18 protein-coding genes are annotated in these 18,101 nt (G+C 38.8%); 16 read left to right on the forward strand and 2 right to left on the reverse strand.

Annotated elements, in window-relative coordinates; all coding sequences use genetic code 11:
- Positions 1-119: 119 nt before the first annotated feature.
- Together ACWTVK_RS00245 and ACWTVK_RS00250 are read left to right on the forward strand one after the other, a co-directional pair.
- Positions 120-935: a class I SAM-dependent methyltransferase gene (locus ACWTVK_RS00245; RefSeq protein ID WP_287534356.1), complete on the forward strand. Its 816-nt coding sequence runs from the start codon at positions 120-122 to the stop codon at positions 933-935.
- A gap of 9 nt (positions 936-944) precedes the next feature.
- Positions 945-1,274: a nitrous oxide-stimulated promoter family protein gene (locus ACWTVK_RS00250; RefSeq protein WP_005385779.1), complete on the forward strand. Its 330-nt coding sequence runs from the start codon at positions 945-947 to the stop codon at positions 1,272-1,274.
- Between the two features lie 50 nt (positions 1,275-1,324).
- Here ACWTVK_RS00250 and ACWTVK_RS00255 read toward each other — a convergent pair whose 3' ends face one another.
- Positions 1,325-1,603: a hypothetical protein gene (locus ACWTVK_RS00255; protein ID WP_005385785.1), complete on the reverse strand. Its 279-nt coding sequence runs from the start codon at positions 1,601-1,603 to the stop codon at positions 1,325-1,327.
- 193 nt (positions 1,604-1,796) lie between these two features.
- Here ACWTVK_RS00255 and ilvB point away from each other — a divergent pair, with 193 nt between their 5' ends.
- The 14 genes from ilvB to ACWTVK_RS00325 all read left to right on the forward strand — a co-directional run bounded on the left by ilvB (position 1,797) and on the right by ACWTVK_RS00325 (position 16,896).
- The gene (gene ilvB / locus ACWTVK_RS00260; protein WP_456045581.1) at positions 1,797-3,524 is read left to right on the forward strand and encodes a biosynthetic-type acetolactate synthase large subunit; all 1,728 of its coding nucleotides are present in this window, start codon (positions 1,797-1,799) and stop codon (positions 3,522-3,524) included.
- Positions 3,525-3,532: 8 nt separating this feature from the next.
- Positions 3,533-4,045 (forward strand): acetolactate synthase small subunit, encoded by a 513-nt coding sequence (ilvN, locus tag ACWTVK_RS00265; RefSeq protein ID WP_456045582.1) that lies wholly within the window; start codon positions 3,533-3,535, stop codon positions 4,043-4,045.
- Between the two features lie 161 nt (positions 4,046-4,206).
- Positions 4,207-4,794, forward strand: a complete 588-nt coding sequence (locus ACWTVK_RS00270) for a beta-class carbonic anhydrase (RefSeq protein WP_456045583.1) — start codon at positions 4,207-4,209, stop codon at positions 4,792-4,794.
- A 31-nt stretch (positions 4,795-4,825) separates the two neighbouring features.
- Positions 4,826-5,290, forward strand: coding sequence for a hypothetical protein (locus ACWTVK_RS00275; RefSeq protein ID WP_456045584.1), 465 nt, complete (start codon positions 4,826-4,828; stop codon positions 5,288-5,290).
- A 91-nt stretch (positions 5,291-5,381) separates the two neighbouring features.
- Positions 5,382-6,704: a fibronectin type III domain-containing protein gene (locus ACWTVK_RS00280; protein ID WP_456045585.1), complete on the forward strand. Its 1,323-nt coding sequence runs from the start codon at positions 5,382-5,384 to the stop codon at positions 6,702-6,704.
- Between the two features lie 351 nt (positions 6,705-7,055).
- On the forward strand, positions 7,056-8,252 hold the full coding sequence (locus tag ACWTVK_RS00285; protein WP_456045586.1) for a M20 metallopeptidase family protein: 1,197 nt from the start codon (positions 7,056-7,058) through the stop codon (positions 8,250-8,252).
- A 19-nt stretch (positions 8,253-8,271) separates the two neighbouring features.
- On the forward strand, positions 8,272-9,282 hold the full coding sequence (gene argF / locus ACWTVK_RS00290; RefSeq protein WP_456045587.1) for an ornithine carbamoyltransferase: 1,011 nt from the start codon (positions 8,272-8,274) through the stop codon (positions 9,280-9,282).
- Between the two features lie 122 nt (positions 9,283-9,404).
- The gene (gene argC / locus ACWTVK_RS00295; RefSeq protein WP_456045588.1) at positions 9,405-10,355 is read left to right on the forward strand and encodes an N-acetyl-gamma-glutamyl-phosphate reductase; all 951 of its coding nucleotides are present in this window, start codon (positions 9,405-9,407) and stop codon (positions 10,353-10,355) included.
- Between the two features lie 10 nt (positions 10,356-10,365).
- On the forward strand, positions 10,366-11,223 hold the full coding sequence (gene argB / locus ACWTVK_RS00300; protein ID WP_456045589.1) for an acetylglutamate kinase: 858 nt from the start codon (positions 10,366-10,368) through the stop codon (positions 11,221-11,223).
- A gap of 90 nt (positions 11,224-11,313) precedes the next feature.
- Positions 11,314-12,501 carry an acetylornithine/succinylornithine family transaminase gene (locus ACWTVK_RS00305; RefSeq protein ID WP_456045590.1) on the forward strand — a complete coding sequence of 396 codons (1,188 nt, stop codon included), beginning with the start codon at positions 11,314-11,316 and terminating at the stop codon, positions 12,499-12,501.
- A 138-nt stretch (positions 12,502-12,639) separates the two neighbouring features.
- Entirely contained in the window at positions 12,640-12,822 is a 183-nt protein-coding gene (locus ACWTVK_RS00310; protein ID WP_005385822.1) for a hypothetical protein, read from the forward strand.
- 95 nt (positions 12,823-12,917) lie between these two features.
- Positions 12,918-14,096 (forward strand): M20 metallopeptidase family protein, encoded by a 1,179-nt coding sequence (locus ACWTVK_RS00315; RefSeq protein ID WP_456045591.1) that lies wholly within the window; start codon positions 12,918-12,920, stop codon positions 14,094-14,096.
- A gap of 24 nt (positions 14,097-14,120) precedes the next feature.
- Positions 14,121-15,476, forward strand: a complete 1,356-nt coding sequence (gene dcuC / locus ACWTVK_RS00320; RefSeq protein ID WP_456045592.1) for a C4-dicarboxylate transporter DcuC — start codon at positions 14,121-14,123, stop codon at positions 15,474-15,476.
- 235 nt (positions 15,477-15,711) lie between these two features.
- The gene (locus tag ACWTVK_RS00325; RefSeq protein ID WP_456045593.1) at positions 15,712-16,896 is read left to right on the forward strand and encodes an MFS transporter; all 1,185 of its coding nucleotides are present in this window, start codon (positions 15,712-15,714) and stop codon (positions 16,894-16,896) included.
- Positions 16,897-17,050: 154 nt separating this feature from the next.
- Here ACWTVK_RS00325 and ACWTVK_RS00330 read toward each other — a convergent pair whose 3' ends face one another.
- On the reverse strand, positions 17,051-18,037 hold the full coding sequence (locus ACWTVK_RS00330; protein ID WP_039969037.1) for a GMP reductase: 987 nt from the start codon (positions 18,035-18,037) through the stop codon (positions 17,051-17,053).
- Positions 18,038-18,101 lie beyond the last annotated feature (64 nt).

An 18,101-nucleotide genomic window follows, 5' to 3' on the forward strand; every position in this document is an offset into this window, starting at 1 on the left:
AGCTGGAACACTAGGCATATAGGACGTGATGAATAACATATAGATTATCTAATTAAGATTAATAAAGTACTAAATTGTATCATTGCATAGTTTTGATGTAGTGATACAGAGGAGATAGAATGACAAATAGAATACAAGAACTCACCGTCGACGAAACTTGGCGTAATGAGCAAGATGCGTGGAATAATCGATCTAATTACTTTGTAGAAATGCACAATCGGGACGATCGTAAGGCGCAGGTTACAGAGTTTTTATCCTTCTTGAAGGATGAAAATCTTTTGCCCCCTAAAGGCGGTTGTACCCTTGATATTGGCTGTGGTGTATGTGACTATGCATTAGGATTGGCTCGTGAAGGTCATAAGGCAACAGGTATAGATTTATCTGATGGTATGATTCGTGGTGCTAAACAATTAGCAGAGGCAGAAGGTTTAGATCTTAGCTTGTATATTGCACCGTGGTCTGATGAAACTCGCCGTGAACTAAAATGGGATAAAACCTTTGATTTAACATATAGTATTTTTTGCCCTATCATGTTTGATGTAGAAAACATTCGCGCCATGCATGAATCAAGTAAGGACAAATGCTTGTGGATCGCTTTTAGTGAACGCAGCGATGAAACGGTAGATATGTTATCTGAACATTTCTTTGGTCGCGATTCATTCCCTTGGGATGGTAAGATGAAAGCATGTTTAGATGTTATTCATGAAATAGGGCATAATGTAAAAGTAACCTATAAGACAGTTCCTGAAACAGAGGTTATGAGCCTTGATAAAGCGGTTAATTACTTTGCTATGCGACTTCATAATAATACATGGGGCGATATAGAAGATATGAAAGTAGAAATTAGAAATCTCATTGAACCATTAGCCATTAATGGAGAAATTCATAATAAAACGGTTGATAAAGTGGCATGGGTATCATGGTCCGTGAAATAGGAGGGTAGTATGACAGTTGATGAAAAACGTAAGTTAGAACTAAAAACTATGTACCAAATTATTGGCATCTATTGTCATAATAAGCACCATACTCCTAAGGGGCAGCTATGTGAGGCTTGTGAGCAGGTTTGGGAATATGCGGAGCATCGCATTGATGCATGTCCTCATATGGAAAGTAAAACATTCTGTAGTGTATGTAAAACACATTGCTATGCACCTAATTATCGTGAAAAGATTCGTGAAATTATGCGTTATGGTGGACCAAGGATGTTATTGGTATCACCGATCCAAGTTATTAGACATATGTATCTTGAATGGAAAGACAAAAAAAGAGGCTAGCTATGCTAGCCTCTTTTTTAATGGTTTTATCACGTTTTTGTGTAATAATCTTATGCGATTGCTTTGTCCAATACAGCTTTGATTAATGCTTTTGTTTGGTCATAGCTTTCACCAGGTTGAGCCTCATATTGTTTGTCGAGGTCGAACCATAAGTTTGGATAGTACTCATAAGGGTGAGTTTTGAAGAGCTCATGAGCGTCTTGATCTTCAACCCAGTTGATATGAATGTCTGCATATGCAGGGTTTTCTGCAACAAGTTCATCGATAGCACGGAATGCATTTGCACAATAAGGGCAACCGTTTAAGTGGAAACCTAAGATTTCTTTCATGGTTTTACAGTCCTTTCCAGACAAAATTAATATATATTTCTATAATTTGAGATTTATTACATACTCATGTACCACAACATGTGGTACACTACTGAGTATAACACATCTATATAAGATATTCAATTTTTTAGATATATCGAATGAGAATATTGAGAATGCGATATGCATTTTTTACATAGTTAAGGAGGCACCTATGATTTCAGGCGCAGCATATGTGGTGAAGGCCCTTCAAGAGGAGCAGGTAGATATACTATTCAACTATCCTGGGGCAGCAACTATTGATATCATGGATGAATTATACAAACAAGATAAGGTAAAAGTAATTTTGCCACGTCATGAGCAAGCATTGGCTCATGCAGCAGATGGTTATGCTCGCAGTACAGGTAAAGTAGGGGTGTGCATGGTAACCTCTGGACCAGGTGCTACAAACCTTGTGACAGGTATTGCTACAGCATACGCTGATAGTGTTCCCCTTGTTTGTATTACAGGTCAAGTAGACTTGGGCCTCATGGGTAATGACGCATTCCAAGAGGTGGATACGGTTGGTATTGTGCGCAATATCTGTAAATATGCTGTTACCGTTCGTGATCGTAAAGAGCTAGGGCGTATTTTGAAAGAAGCATTTTATATTGCCCGTACTGGTCGTCCGGGTCCTGTAGTGGTGGATGTTCCTAAAAACATTCAAAAGGCTATGGGCTCTGATGAGTATCCTACAGAGGTTAATATTCGTGGCTATAAACCAAATACAACAGTTCATGTAGGACAAGTAAAAAAAGCATGCTCTATTATCAGCAAGGCTAAACGACCACTATTCTTATTAGGCGGTGGCGTTAGCATTAGTGGTGCTAACGATCTCATGATGGAGCTAGTAGAAAAAACAGGCATTCCTGCTGTAACTACATTGATGGGGAAAGGTGCTATCGATAGTCGACATCCTTTATATCTTGGCAATATTGGTATTCATGGGGGCTATGCACCGAATGTGGCACTCACTGATTGCGATGTAATGATTTCTATTGGTACACGCTTTAACGACCGTATTACAGGCAAATTAAGTACCTTTGCACAAAATTGTAAGATTATCCATATCGATGTGGATGCAGCATCTATTTCTAAAAATATTAAGGTAGATATTCCAATTGTAGCAGATGCTAAATTAGCTATTGAAAAATTATTGGAATATATTGAACCTCATGATCTTGGTGAATGGCCTGCGCAATTACAACAACTTAAGGCTGAGCGCCCTGTTACACAAGCGGGTGAAGAGGGCTTAACACCTCAAATTGTTATTGACTATATTAATAACCACTATGCACGACCTATTGTTGCTACCGATGTAGGACAAAATCAATTGTGGACTACTCAGTTCCTTGAAATTAAAGGGCAACACCAAATGTTGACATCTGGTGGCCTTGGTACGATGGGCTATGGGTTCCCAGCAGCGTTAGGGGCTCAAATTGGCAATCCTGATAAACGAGTATTTGCTATCTGTGGTGATGGTGGCGTACAAATGAATATCCAAGAATTTGCCACAGCTATGCATTATCGTTTGCCAGTAACTCTCATCATTTTGAATAATGGCTTCCTTGGTAATGTACGCCAATGGCAACAATTGTTCTACGACAAACGATATGCTTGTACTAATTTGTTGATGGATGAAAGCTCCATTGTGACACGTGATATGATCGATAATGATGAGTTTGAATATGTTCCAAACTTTGTACAATTGGCAGAAGCTTATGGTGCTAAAGCTATGCGTATCACGAAGGTAGAGGATATCGAAAAAGGGTTCCAATTGGCAGATACTTTCAAAGATGGTCCTACATTACTTGAGTTCATCATTCCAACGGAGCTCAATGTATTGCCAATGGTACCAGCTGGCAAGTCTTTAAGCGATATGTTATTAAAGGATAAAAAATAGGAGGGGCTATGGAATTACATATGGAAAAACGCTGTATTTCAGCGTATGTAGAAAACCAAATCGGCGTATTGGCTAAAATTTCTGGCCTCTTCGCAGGTAAAAATTATAACCTTGATACATTAACCGTAGGGGAGACAGAAGATCCTACCATGTCTCGTATGACAATTGAGCTCACATGTGACGATTTGACGTACGAACAAATCATTAAACAATTAAATCGCAGTGTAGAGGTGATTAAGGTTATCGACTTTACGGATATGCGGATTACAAAAAAAGAACTATTGTTTATTAAGGTCAACAGCTGCAAAGAAGCAGATAAACAAGAAATCTTCCGTATTGCTCAAACCTTTGACTTGTTGATAGTCGATTATAACCGCAAATCTGTTCTCGTACAATGTGTAAAAACAGTATCCAAAAATAACGACATGATTGCTCTATTTAAAGATATGTTCGTTAATCGCATTGAAGTTGTTCGCGGTGGTAGTGTTGCTATCGAAGCACTATCTACACCTGATAGATAAGACTTAACTTAATTATTCTAAATCTATTTTTGGAGGATAATAATCTAAGAATGTTAGTGATTTAGAATGGGGATAACTGAATATGATATAATATTTATATCGACCATTATTGATATAGAGACCTTGGTTGTATGCCAAGGTCTTTTTATATAGGAGGTACTATGAGTTTATTAGATGATATTTTAGCCCATAATAGAGAATATGTAGAAGATCAAAATACAGGTTATGTAGAAACAGATACTAAATGCAGTAAGATGCCTAGTCGTGAAATGGCAATCGTTACATGCATGGATACACGTCTTGTTAACTTCTTAGAAGATTCCATGGATATTGGACGCGGTGAAGCGAAAATCGTAAAGACTGCAGGGAACTGCATTACAGGTCCCTTTGATGGCGTTGTACGTAGCTTACTTGTATGTATCTATGAGCTAGGAGTTAACGAAATCTTTATTATTGGTCATCATGAATGTGGTATGGCAAAAACTACAGCAAAAAATTTAACAGAAAAAATGTTGGCTCGTGGCATTGCACCAGAAGCGATTCATATGGTCCATAAAGAAATGGAACGCTGGGCAGATGGATTTACACATCCTGCTGAAAATGTAGAAGACACGGTAGACGAATTGCGTATGAATCCTTTGATTCCGAAAGACGTACCTATTCACGGTCTTATCTTCCATCCTAGAACAGGTGAAATTGAAGTCATCGTTAATGGCTATACACAAATGAAGCAATATTACGAAAAATAGTAGGTAAATACTTTAAAAGAGGTATTGTGAATTGAGCAATATAGATAGATTAGATACATTTGAGGTAGCGTGTAAACATTTTCTGGAAGATTTTTCAAATTTTAAAAATCTCATTTCTACTCAAGTTCAATCGTTAAATGGTTTAGAATGGTCTTTTGATAAAGGTTCTACTAAGGTTTGTAGTGCTGATGAAAAGGGGTTAAAAAAACGCTGTAAAGTTGGCATAAAATATAGACTACAGACTGAATTATCTCAAGCTGATGTGGAAATTATTTGGATGGAATTTAACCGATTTTGGAGTGCTACTACTTTAAATCAGGTTGAAAGAGTATGTAGCAATGAGGAACTAGGGCGCTATCAATTTATAGCTAATAACTCTATAGGCGATGAGCTTACCTGTGATATCTATTTACCTAATGAATGGAACATACCACAATTAAATATGTTGGGATGTGTTTCTGCTAGATATAGAAAAGTAGATATTCAAGAAGTATAGAAAACTCTTGTTTGACTTAAAGTTAAGTTTAAGTTTTATAATGTGTTCATATTAAATATTAATCAAACAGTTTTGTTAATAAAGGAATTATATGAACAAAAAAAGATTAATCATATCCTTACTAGCTATTATTACCGTGGTTGGTGCTACTGTAGGTAGCTATGTATATAGGGATACTATATACAGTCGAATTGCTCGGACTGCGGCTGTTGTGAGTGGGCAAGAGATAAAACCACTACTCGATTCTGAAAGTCGTTATATTCGGCAAATTGTAGCTCAAGATAATAGCACAAGTCGAACCATTATGTGGCAGTCTGATAACAGTGAATCTGATGCCATCATAGAATATCGCCAAGATGGGACCGATACTATACAAACCATAAATGCTACAGATAAAGCTTTTACCGATGACGGCAGTACTACCTATATTCATGAAGGCACTTTGACAGGGTTAACACCTAAAACAAAGTATGAGTATCGTGTTGGGTATAGCAGTGATCGCCGTAGTGATTGGTATTCGTTGGAAACCGCTGGCGCTAGTGTCTATGATGTTCTTATCTATCCAGACTCTCAGTCGGGGGATTATTCTCAGTGGGAACAGATTGTAAAGGACTCAGCACATCGCAATCCAAGGACAGCCCTGTATATTAGTATGGGGGACCTTGTAGATAATGGGGAACAAGACTATCAATGGCGCACTTGGTTGAATTCCATCAGACCATTGAGTGCTACTGTGCCGTTAGCAACGATCTTAGGCAACCATGAGATGTATACATTAGATTGGAAAATGCGTGAGCCTCACGCGTATTTGAATTACTTCGCAGTACCGCCTAATGGAAATGAAATTTTTAATCGTCGTTATTATTCCTATGACTTCGGTGATGTTCATTATGTTGTATTAGATACGCAACTTTATGAAAGTAATCATGAAGATAATCATGATAAGCATCATCCAGATTTATACGATGTACAGGTTCAGTGGCTACGCCAAGATTTGGCAGCTAATACTAAAAAGTGGACCGTAGTCCTTATGCATCGCGATCCATTCCAATACGCCTTTGACCGACCAGGCGCAAGTCGTGATGTAGGATTCAACGAAGAGGGCGTATTGTTTATGCCTATCTTTGATGAGTTTAATGTAGATTTAGTGTTGTCAGCTCATTTACATTCTTATCGTAATAGAGGGCATGTACGCAACTTTAATCGAGATGCTTCGGGGACATTATATATCCTGACTGGTATCGCTGGAGATGCTCGTCGCCCTAAGTGGAAAGAACATCCTTTAGATGTATATGTGGCACCAGATCGAGATAAGAATAACTATATGACGATGACTGTTACACCCAATAAATTAATAGTAAAAGCATTCTTAGCTGATGGTACACAGCTGGATGAGTCAGTTATAGAGAAATAGAAGCACAAGAATATAAGAATATAAGAATATATAAGCAAAAGACACCTTCCTTGTAAGGTGTCTTTTTGTGTGTTTATACAAATAGTTTTCTCTGACTTATCGATTAAATAGGTGAATATATAAATGATAATTATATATTTATTAGATATTTTCTAAGCTAAATTAAGTTCATGTAAATTACAGTTTTAAGGACTATGATAAAAATTAATTTATAGTATAACAAATAAAAATACAGAAATTTTGTATAAAACTTGAATAAAACGAGTGATAGTATTATAATACGTACATAGGTTATAAAAATACACGAATGATGTATGAAATATGCATATAGTGTATAAAGGAGATAGAGTAATGAGCACATTACAAGATTTGATTAAGAAATATGCCGCACAATATAAAGAACAAGTTGTTGTATGGCGTAGACATATTCATAGTCATCCAGAATTATCTGGTGATGAAAAAAATACATCCTTATTTATTCAAAAGATTCTTGGTGAATTAGGTATTCCTTTTGTAAATGATGTTTCTGATTATGCCGTTATCGGTAAAATCGAAGGGGCTCAACCTGGACCAGTCATTGCATTGCGTGCTGATATAGATGCCTTACCTATACATGAAACTACTGGATTGCCATTTGCATCAGAAAATGACGGTGTTATGCATGCTTGTGGTCATGATAGCCACATTGCGATTTTGCTTGGTGCAGCAGCCATTTTACAGTCTATTAAAGACCAATTGCATGGCACCGTAAAGCTCGTATTCCAGCCTTCCGAAGAGGAAGCATTATTCCCAGGTGCACAAGGTATTGTAGATAGCGGCATTCTTGATGATGTAGATGAAATATATGGCCTTCATGTATGGCCACAATTACCGGTTGGTACGGTAGGTCTAAAAAAAGGTAATTTGATGGCTGCATCGGATCATTTTTTCGTACATATTAAAGGAAAATCGACCCACGGTGCGGAGCCTCATAATGGGGTGGATGCCATCGTAGCTGCAGCAAACTGGATTGTAAATGTAGAATCTATAGTTGCTCGCGAAACGAATCCAATGGAAAATCTTGTATGCACCATCGGTGTCATCAATGGTGGTGACCGATATAACGTAGGCTGCGGGGATGTGTATCTAGAGGGCACTTGTCGTACCTATGAACCTGCGAAACGAGATTATATTGAACGACGTCTTGGTGAAAGTTTACAAGCTCTCGACATGTTATTAAAAACAAAGAGTACCTTAGATTATAAACGTGGTCATGGCGCTACTATCAACAATCCAGACGCCATCGATTATGCCACATCTATTGTAGAGAAATATCTTGGTAAAGAAGCTGTGGTCCATCCTGAATTTCCGTCTATGGCAGCAGAGGACTTCTCCGCATATCTTCATAAAATAAAAGGTGCTTTCCTTTGGTTAGGTACTGGATTTGAAGGTAATCCAGCCTTGCATAATGAGGCTTTTACCATTGATGAAAGCATTCTGGAACCTGGTATAACAATGATGGCTGCTATTGCCGCCGAATTTTTACAAGAGAAGTCGTTAAATAAGTAGTTTGAAATAAGAGGTTATCATGAAAAGTTTACAACATACATCATTTAAAACAATGCTTCAATACACACCAGAAGAAATTAAATACTTCTTGGACTTGGCCGCAAAATTAAAAGCCGATAAAAAAGCAGGCAAAGAAATCAAAACATTGGTAGGTAAAAACTTTGCATTAATTTTTGAAAAAGACTCCACACGGACACGTTGTGCCTTTGAAGTAGGTGCTGCGGATCAAGGTGCTCATACAACATATCTTGGCCCCACAGGTTCCCAAATGAATAAAAAGGAATCCTTAAAAGATACAGCTCGTGTTCTAGGATCTATGTATGATGCTATCGAGTTTAGAGGTTTTGATCAAGCCGATGTAGATACACTCGCTGATTATTCTGGCGTACCTGTTTGGAATGGCCTTACCGATATGGACCACCCAACACAAACATTAGCGAATTTTTTGACGCTTCAAGAAAATATTGATAAACCATTGAATGAAATCTCTTATGCTTATGTGGGTCATGGTCAATCTAATATGTGCAACGCTTTGATGAGTGGTGCCGCTAAAATGGGTATGGACTTTAGACTTATCGGTCCTAAACAATACTGGCCAGCCGGTCCATTCTATGAAGAATGTTTGAAAGTGGCAAAAGAAACAGGTGCTACCATTACATGTACAGAGAACGTAGCTGAAGGTGTTAAAGGCTTAGATGTAATCTATACAGGTGTATGGGTAACTATGGGTGATACATACGATATGTGGGAAGAACGTATCAATACGTTTAAACCATTCCAAGTTAACGCTGAAATGATGGCATTAACAGGTAATCCAAATACCAAATTCTGTCACTGCTTGCCAGCATTCCACAATACGGAAACTCAAGTAGGTAAAGATATCTTTGAACGGTTCGGCATGAATGGTATCGAGGTAACGGAAGAGGTATTTGAAGGTCCAAACTCCTTAGCATTCCAAGAAGCCGAAAATCGTCTCCATACGATTAAGGCCGTTATGGTTGCTACATTTAGTGACTATCCATTGAAATAATTTCATCTCCCTAGAAGGTGATGTATGGTATAGTTTGTTTCCTATTTATAATCGCTGAAAGTAATAACTGAGAGCTGTATAAATAGGTGTGAGTCACCAATAGGTGAGAATTGAGGTTTACTATGACACCCTATAAAGTATTTATTGTCGGTCATGAAGGCACAACAGGTTTAAGAATTCATGAACGGTTATCCGATAGAAAAGATATAGAGCTATTAGCTACAGCTGATGAGGATCGTAAAAATGTAGAGGCTATTAAAGAGGTAGCTAAAGAGGCAGATATTGTATTTCTCTGCTTGCCTGATGCGGCATCTAAAGAAATCATGGCCGCTATCGGTGAATTACCTTGTAAGGTCATTGATACATCTACTGCCTTTAGAACGGCTGATGATTGGGCCTATGGGTTCCCAGAGCTCGGTACGGATTATAAAACAGCCATCGCTACTAAAAAACATATTGCTAACCCTGGTTGTCATGCGAGTGGAATGATTGCTTGTATTGCACCTCTTGTAAAAGCTGGTCTTGTACCAACAGAGTATCCTTTCACTATCACATCCTTAACAGGCTATAGCGGTGGTGGTAAAAAGATGATTGGCCAATATGAAAGTGAACCGAAGGATTATTTTCTCTATGCACCGCGTCAATATGGTCTTAGTCAACAACATAAGCACTTGCCTGAGGTACAACATGTATGTGGTCTTAGTGAAGCACCTATTTTTATTCCTATCGTTGACGATTATTATTCTGGCATGGAAGTAACGGTAGGCATTCACAGTCGTTTATGTCAAAAGCCAATAAGCATTGATACAGTGCAACAGGCATTGGAAAACTTTTATAAAGGTAGCCCGATTATTATTGTCGTACCGTTTACTGAGAACAGTAATACAGGCATGTTAAATGCAAATCAATTGAGCAACACGGATAGCATGAAAATCTATGTGACTGGCAACGATGAACGCATTATGATTCATGCTATTTTCGATAATTTAGGCAAAGGAGCATCTGGTGCTGCTGTTCAATGTATGAACATTGCTTTAGGTTTGTCAGAAGAGACTGGATTAGCATTGGGATAGAGGTAACACAATGAAGAATGTATCAAATGCAATGCGGGCGCAGATACTAACGGCGGCCGTTCCATATATAAAACAGTATACAGATCAGTATGTTGTCGTTAAATACGGCGGCAATGCTATGATTGATGAAGAATTAAAAAAATCCGTTATGAAGGATTTAATGCTACTTCAATTGGTAGGGGTAAAAGTTGTGCTCGTTCATGGCGGTGGTCCAGCTATTAATAGCACACTAGATGCCATGAAAATTGAATCCCATTTTGCAAACGGATTGCGTGTCACAGATGAAGCGACAATGGATGTAGTACAAATGGTATTAGCTGGTAAGGTTAATAAAGGCCTTGTAGCAGATTTAACAGACCTTGGCGGTAAAGCTGTTGGTCTTTGTGGCGTTGATGGGAATATGATTCAAGTTCATAAGCAAAATGATGAGCTTGGGTACGTAGGATCCATAGATACTATTGATACAAGCATTATCGATGATGTTATCAGTAGAGGATATATTCCTGTCATTTCTTCCATTGGTATGGGGGCTGATGGCAAGACATATAATATCAATGCTGATACGGTAGCCGCAAAAATTGCCGGTGCCCTTAAGGCAGAAACCATGGTGGCCATGACTAACATTGATGGTGTATTACGAGATGTGCATGATCCTAGTTCTCTAATCTCTAAAATCACTATGGCAGAGGCGGATCAATTAAAAGTAGAGGGTATTATCGCTGGCGGTATGATTCCAAAAGTGGATTGCTGCTTAGAGGCCATTAAATCAGGAGCTCAAAAGGTGTTTATCATCAATGGTGAGATTCCACATGCCATTCTTATCGAGCTATTAACTGATGAAGGTCTTGGCACCATGTTTGTAAAGTAATATAGTAGGTATAACGATGGTAATTGTTTATTACTATCGTTACCTTTCATATAGATAGACGACGGCACGACCGTACGTTTGGAGGATATAATGAGTAATACAATCGATTTTGAACAACAAGATAAAGAATATATAGCCAATACGTATGGCCGGTTTAACGTATGTTTTGAAAAGGGTAAAGGATCCCTTTTATGGGACGTAGACGGTAAAGAATACATCGACCTTGGATCTGGTATCGGTGTAACAGCCTTTGGGGTTGATGATGATGAATGGACAGAGGCGGTAACAAAGCAATCTCATGCGTTGAACCACATTTCAAATTTATACTATTCTTTGCCACAAATTGAATTGGCAAAACAACTGTGCGCTAAAACAGGTATGAAGAAGGTATTCTTCTCTAACTCTGGTGCAGAGTCTAATGAATGTGCCATCAAAGCAGCTCGTAAATATAGTCATGACAAATACGGTGAAGGTCGTCATGTCATCGTCACCTTGGTTAATAGCTTCCATGGTCGTACTATTACTACCTTGTCTGCTACAGGCCAAGATGTATTCCATCAACATTTCTTCCCATTTACAGAAGGCTTTATTCATACACCTGCTAATGATATTGATGCGGCATTAAAAGCTCTTGATAATGCAGCAGTTTGTGCCATCATGATGGAACCTATTCAAGGTGAAGGTGGTGTTATGCCATTGGACAAAGAGTTCGTGCAAGCAGTAACAAAATATGCTCATGAACATGATCAACTCGTGTTAATCGATGAAGTACAAACTGGTAATGGTCGTACGGGCAGTCTATATGCATACCAACAATTTGGTATTGAGCCAGATGTAGTATCTACTGCAAAAGGTTTAGCAGGTGGCCTTCCTATGGGGGCTACATTATTCAATGAAAAGATGCAATATGTGTTAAATGCTGGTGCACATGCTACAACCTTTGGGGGCAATCCAATCTGTGCGGCAGCAGGCAATACTATCATTAATCGTTTAACACCAGAATTCTTAGATTCTGTAAAAGCAAAAGGGGACTATGTAAAAGCTACTTTAGCAGGCAAACCTGGTATTCTAGGTGTAAGCGGCATGGGCCTTATGCTTGGTATTGAAACTACAGTAGATCCAAAAGCAGTCATTGCAAAATGTCTTGAAAAGGGCGTTGTATGCTTGTCTGCGAAAAATAAAGTACGTCTTTTACCAGCTCTTAATATTCCTCAAGATCAATTGGAAAAAGCGATTGCTATTGTAGCTGAAGCTATTGAAGAGTTAGCGGCAAAATAATGTTAAGGATAACTTTCATAAATATCATTTAAAATAGTTGCGTAACCGTATAATCATTGAAATAAATCGATGAATATATAGACTTTAGTTCTCATTCGTGTTACCCTAGAAGAAACAGTCTATATTGGAGGAGTAAATATGAATACAGAATCCTTACGTAACGAAGTATTGGTTCCTGCTGTAGCAAAAACATTAGATATTGCTACAAAAGCAAAACCTACAAAAGAAGAGCTTTTCACAACAGCAAAAATTACGGCTGCTGTGGCAGTTGCAACAGCTGTTGTATCCTTGGCGGTACAAGCAGTATTACGCAACCGATAAGACATAAAGAAAACGACATGGCGATGCCTGTCGTTTTCTTTTACTTTTACCCTGTTATTCCCCTTGATTATGGGATTTTATAAGGAGGCGATACCATGCATAGTCGCGATTTAATCGAACAATATAAAGGCTACGTTCAAGATTGGCGTAGATATTTTCATAAACATCCAGAGCTGAGCAATGAAGAGTTTGAAACAACTAAAACACTGGCTAAAGAATTAGAATCTATGGGCGTAGAGGTTCATGTAGATACAGAGCGTGGCATCGGCTTAGTTGGTATCATCCACGGTGATAAACCTGGCAAGGCTATCGCGTTGCGCGCTGATATTGATGCATTGCCTGTTCACGAACATAATACAGTAGACTATAAATCAGAAACTGAAGGCAAAATGCACGCCTGTGGTCACGATGGTCATATGGCTATTTTGTTAGGCGCTGCAAAAATGTTAATGTCTATGAAAGACCGCATCGAAGGCGATGTATATTTAGCATTCCAACCTGCTGAGGAGACAGGGGCAGGGGCACCAGACTTCATCAAATTTGGCGACTGGTACGATAAGGTGGATGCTATCTTTGGCGGTCACGTGTGGATCGACTTGCCAGCAGGTCTTATCTCTGTAGAGGAAGGACCTCGTATGGCTGCAAGTAGCCAAATTACTATCAATGTAAAAGGCAAACAAGGCCATGGTGCACAGCCACATCAAGCAATTGATGCCATTGTAGTAGCTAGTGCTATCGTCGTGAACTTGCAAACCGTAGTGTCTCGTAATGTTAGTGCCTTAGATTCTCTTGTACTCACTATTGGTAATATTCACTCTGGATCTGAATGGAATGTTATCCCCGGTGAAGCTAAAATGGGGGGAACTATTCGATTCTTTGACCCAGATCAAGAAGAGTACTATGTTGAATCCATACGACGCGTAGTAGAACATACTGCTGAAGCCTATGGTGCTACTGCTACATTAGAGTATGTAAAAAAAGTACCACCTACCATTAATGATCCAGAAGCTAGTGAATTGGCGGAACGCGTTGTTGTTGATACATTAGGTAAAGACAAGCTTTCTAAAATGCGTAAAGTAATGCCAGGAGAAGATTTTGCGTGGTACTTACAAGATAAGCCAGGTTGCTTTGCTTTTATTGGGATTCAAAACCCAGCAATCGAGGCTACCTACGATCATCATAATAATAGATTTAATATGGATGATACCGTACTATCTGCGGCATCTGCCGTATATGCTGAATATGCTATTCAATGGTTACAAGAACATAAATAAATACATTCTCTATGAGAGGTACTTATGAATATAGTTATATGTCTCATCATAATTGCTATTACAGGCTTTTTATTGATGAAGCGCTACCAGCCACAGCCTATTTTGATTGGCTTAGGAATTCTTATGATGTTCATCGCTTATGAGGCGAGCTGGATTGATGCCATATTAGTTGGTGACCAATCCACAGGAGTTCTCATATTTGATGCAATGGATATCGTAAGAATAACGACATCAAATAACATAGTCAATCTGGGACTTATGATTATGACCTGTGCAGGTTATGCAAAATATATGGAGTATATCGGGGCAGGAACGAGATTGGCACATACACTTATCCGACCTTTATATCGTCTAAATCGGCCGTACATTGTGCTAGCCCTTATGTTTCTACTCAATATGGGACTGTCTATTTGTGTACCTAATCCATTGAGCCTTGCACTCCTTATGATGGTCACTATGTATCCTGTGTTACTTCGATTAGGTGTAAGCCCTGTAGGGGCGGCAGCGGTTATTGCTACGGGACAGCTCATGGATGTGGGCCCTGGTGCTGTGTCTACGTTGTTGATTGCAAAGGTCTTGAATATGCCCGTGCCAAACTATTTTGTAGGCTACCAGTTGCGTCTTTATTTCTTAGTCGCCATTGTGACGGCTGTAGCACACTTTTTCTGGCAGAAATATCGTGATCGAGTGGAGGAACCTAAGGCTATAGGTGCTTGTGAAAGTATTCCAGAGGCGCCAATTGGGCCTAAGCCGTATATGATATTCCCATTATTACCGTTGTGTTTTATCTTGGGCTTTAGTCAATATGGCTTTCCCGGGGTGAAGATGAATGTTACCCTTGCTATGATGCTTGCCTTTGGTATAGCTCTATTAGCTGAATTAATTCGTCATCGAAATCTGCGTACAGTTCTTAAAAGTACAACGATTTTCTTTGAAGGTATGGGGAACCAGTTCTCTTATGCAGTGACACTTATTATAGGGGGACAAATCTTTGCACAAGGACTAGTGAGTTTAGGTCTTATTGAATCCTTGCTTGGGGCACTTCAAACATTATCTCTTAACTCCATAGGACTTACCTCTGTGCTAGGGGGCGGTATGTTAGGCCTTAGCATGGTGACAGGTAGCAATGTAGCGCCATTATTTACTTTGGTTCCACTAGTACCTAATATCGTAGCTCATCTAGGCCTTGATCCGATTACTACTATGCTTGGTATGCAAAACGGTGCAAGCCTAGGCTTATTCCTTAGCCCTATTAGTCCTGTAATGGTCGGCGTAGCAGGCGTGGCGCATATTAAGTCAGTAGACTTACTTAAACGAACTGCTGTACCTGTTCTTGTGGCCTTACTTACTAGCTGTGTGGGGATATGTCTCCTTTACTAACTATCATCTAAAAGACTAATTAGTTATATTTAATCAGATATACTTTATATTGCTTTTTAAGTTTAGTTTAAAATTAGAAAACCCTCTTTACATGTAACGTAAAGAGGGTTATTATATTCCAAGATTAAATCATATGTAATTAAAATGGTTTCCTGCAATGATGCAAGTTTTAGCGCTTTGCGGATAAAAAAGGGCCTTTCTTCGCCGAACGGTTCTAGAAGCCAGAAAGGATGTAATGAACAATCAAGTTTCTATTTCAACAGCAAATATTCGTGGTGCCTTTGGGGCATTTTTTATCCCTGGTATGTATACAGCTTTATGGGCTGGTTTTGTACCATATTTAAAAGCGAAGCTTAGCATTGGTGAAGATGTATTAGGTTCCATGATTTTAGTGCTTGGTTTAGGTTCTTGTTTATCCATGGCTATAGCAGGTAAGCTTGTAGAGACCTTTGGATGCAAAAAAGTCGTTTTATTGGCTAGTTTTATTGGTATGTTATCTCTTGCTGTTATTACCATGTGTTCTACCATTGCTACTACAACAGCTGCTTTATTCTTCTTTGGCCTTGGTACAGGCCTAAGTGCGGCATCGGCTAATTTACAAGCCATTTTAACTGAAAAGGTGAGCAAAAAGCACTTGATGGGTGCCTATCATGGTGGGTGGAGCTTAGGTGGCTTTGCCGGTGCTGGCGTTTTGCTTGTCCTTTTAAAAATATTGTCCCTACCTGTTAATGAAAGTATTTGGGGACTTCTCATCGTATTATTCATTGCCATGGTTATAGTCAGTCAATTTATGCTAACCTTTGGTAGTGATCCAAATGCAAAGGTTACTAAGAAATCGAAAAGTCCATTATCGTTCCATCCAATTGCTATTATCTTTGGTCTCTTGTCCTTTGTATCTTACTTAGTTGAAGGTGCAGTAGGGGATTGGAGTGCATTATACTTATTCGAAGATAAAGGTATCGTTATCGAAGAAGCCGTTATGGGCGTTATGTTATTTAACGGTACCATGTGTATCGGCCGTTTGCTTGGGAATACAATTGGTAAACATTTGACATCTAAACAAGTTGTTGTTGGCGGTTATTTGTTAGGTGCTATTGCAATGGGGCTTATCGTATTCTTACCTGGCTATGGCTCTATGTATACGTATTTATTGCTTGGTATTTCCTTAGCTATGGTAGTACCAAACTTATTCTCTGCCATGGGGGAACAAAATGTAATTCCTATGACACAAGCTGTGGCAACATCTACCATGCTTGGCTATATGGGGATTTTGATGGGACCAGCATTGATTGGTTTTATTGCTCATGGCACAAGTCTTACTGTTGCATTTATCGTATTAACAGCATTACTTGTAGTGAGTGCAGGTATTAGTAAATACGCTTATATGTTGATGGACAAATCAAAAGAAGCTGAAGCTTAAATAATAGCCCTAAAGATTGAATGTCTTTGGGGCTAATTTTTTTATAGTAATATTACGCTTTTAAACATATAGTATTCCTTATAGTGAATGTAAAGGAGATACAAAAAAGCCACAGGGTGAACCTGTGGCTTTTAGCATATGCCCAAATATTATATTAGCGATCGCCATTGAAGATGGAGTTTTTAACAAGTACATAGTCTACTTTGCGAATTGCTTGTAGAGTAGTACCACCAGCGTAAGAAATAGCAGATTGCAAATCTTGTTCCATTTCAACTAATGTATCAAAGATAGAACCTTTGGAATCGATGAAGATTTTTTTACCTTCTACGTTTTTGCGTTCCCCTTTTTGGAACTCAGAAGCAGAACCAAAGTATTCTTTTACTGCTTTACCATCAACGATTTTTTCTTCCCCTGGGGATTCTTCGTGACCCGCAAAGAGGGAACCGATCATAACCATAGTAGCGCCAAAGCGAATGGATTTAGCGATGTCGCCATGATCGCGGATACCACCGTCAGCGATGATAGGTTTAGTAGCTGCTTTTGCGCACCAGCGAACAGCAGCCAATTGCCAACCACCAGTACCAAAGCCAGTTTTTAATTTAGTGATACAAACTTTACCAGGACCGATACCAACTTTAGTTGCATCTGCACCAGCATTTTCAAGTTCACGAACTGCTTCTGGTGTACCTACGTTACCAGCGATAACGAAAGTTCCAGGCAAGTTCTTTTTGATGTATTGAATCATATCGATTACAGCGTTGGAGTGACCATGTGCAATATCGATTGTAATGTATTCAGGTGTTAAGTTTGCTTTTTTGAATTCATCAACTAAAGCAAATTCTTCTGGTTTTACACCAATAGAAATAGAAGAATATAAATTAAGGTCGTGCATGCGTTTTACAAAGTCCATACGACGTTCTGGTTGGAAACGATGCATGATATAGAAATAACCTTCACGAGCTAATTTTTCTGCCAATTCTTCGTCGATAATAGTTTGCATATTTGCAGGAACTACTGGCAAGCGGAATGTGCGATTACCTAATTTAACATGTGTATCACATTCGCTACGGCTAGTTACGATACATTTATTAGGAATTAATTGCACGTCTTCATAATCAAAGATGTTCGTTGTATTAATCATATTTTCTATATCTCCTTCGAGTATTACAAATTGAACCTGTACCATTATACAAGAGTCGCGTAAA

Source organism: Veillonella sp. Ser01 (assembly GCF_053850375.1).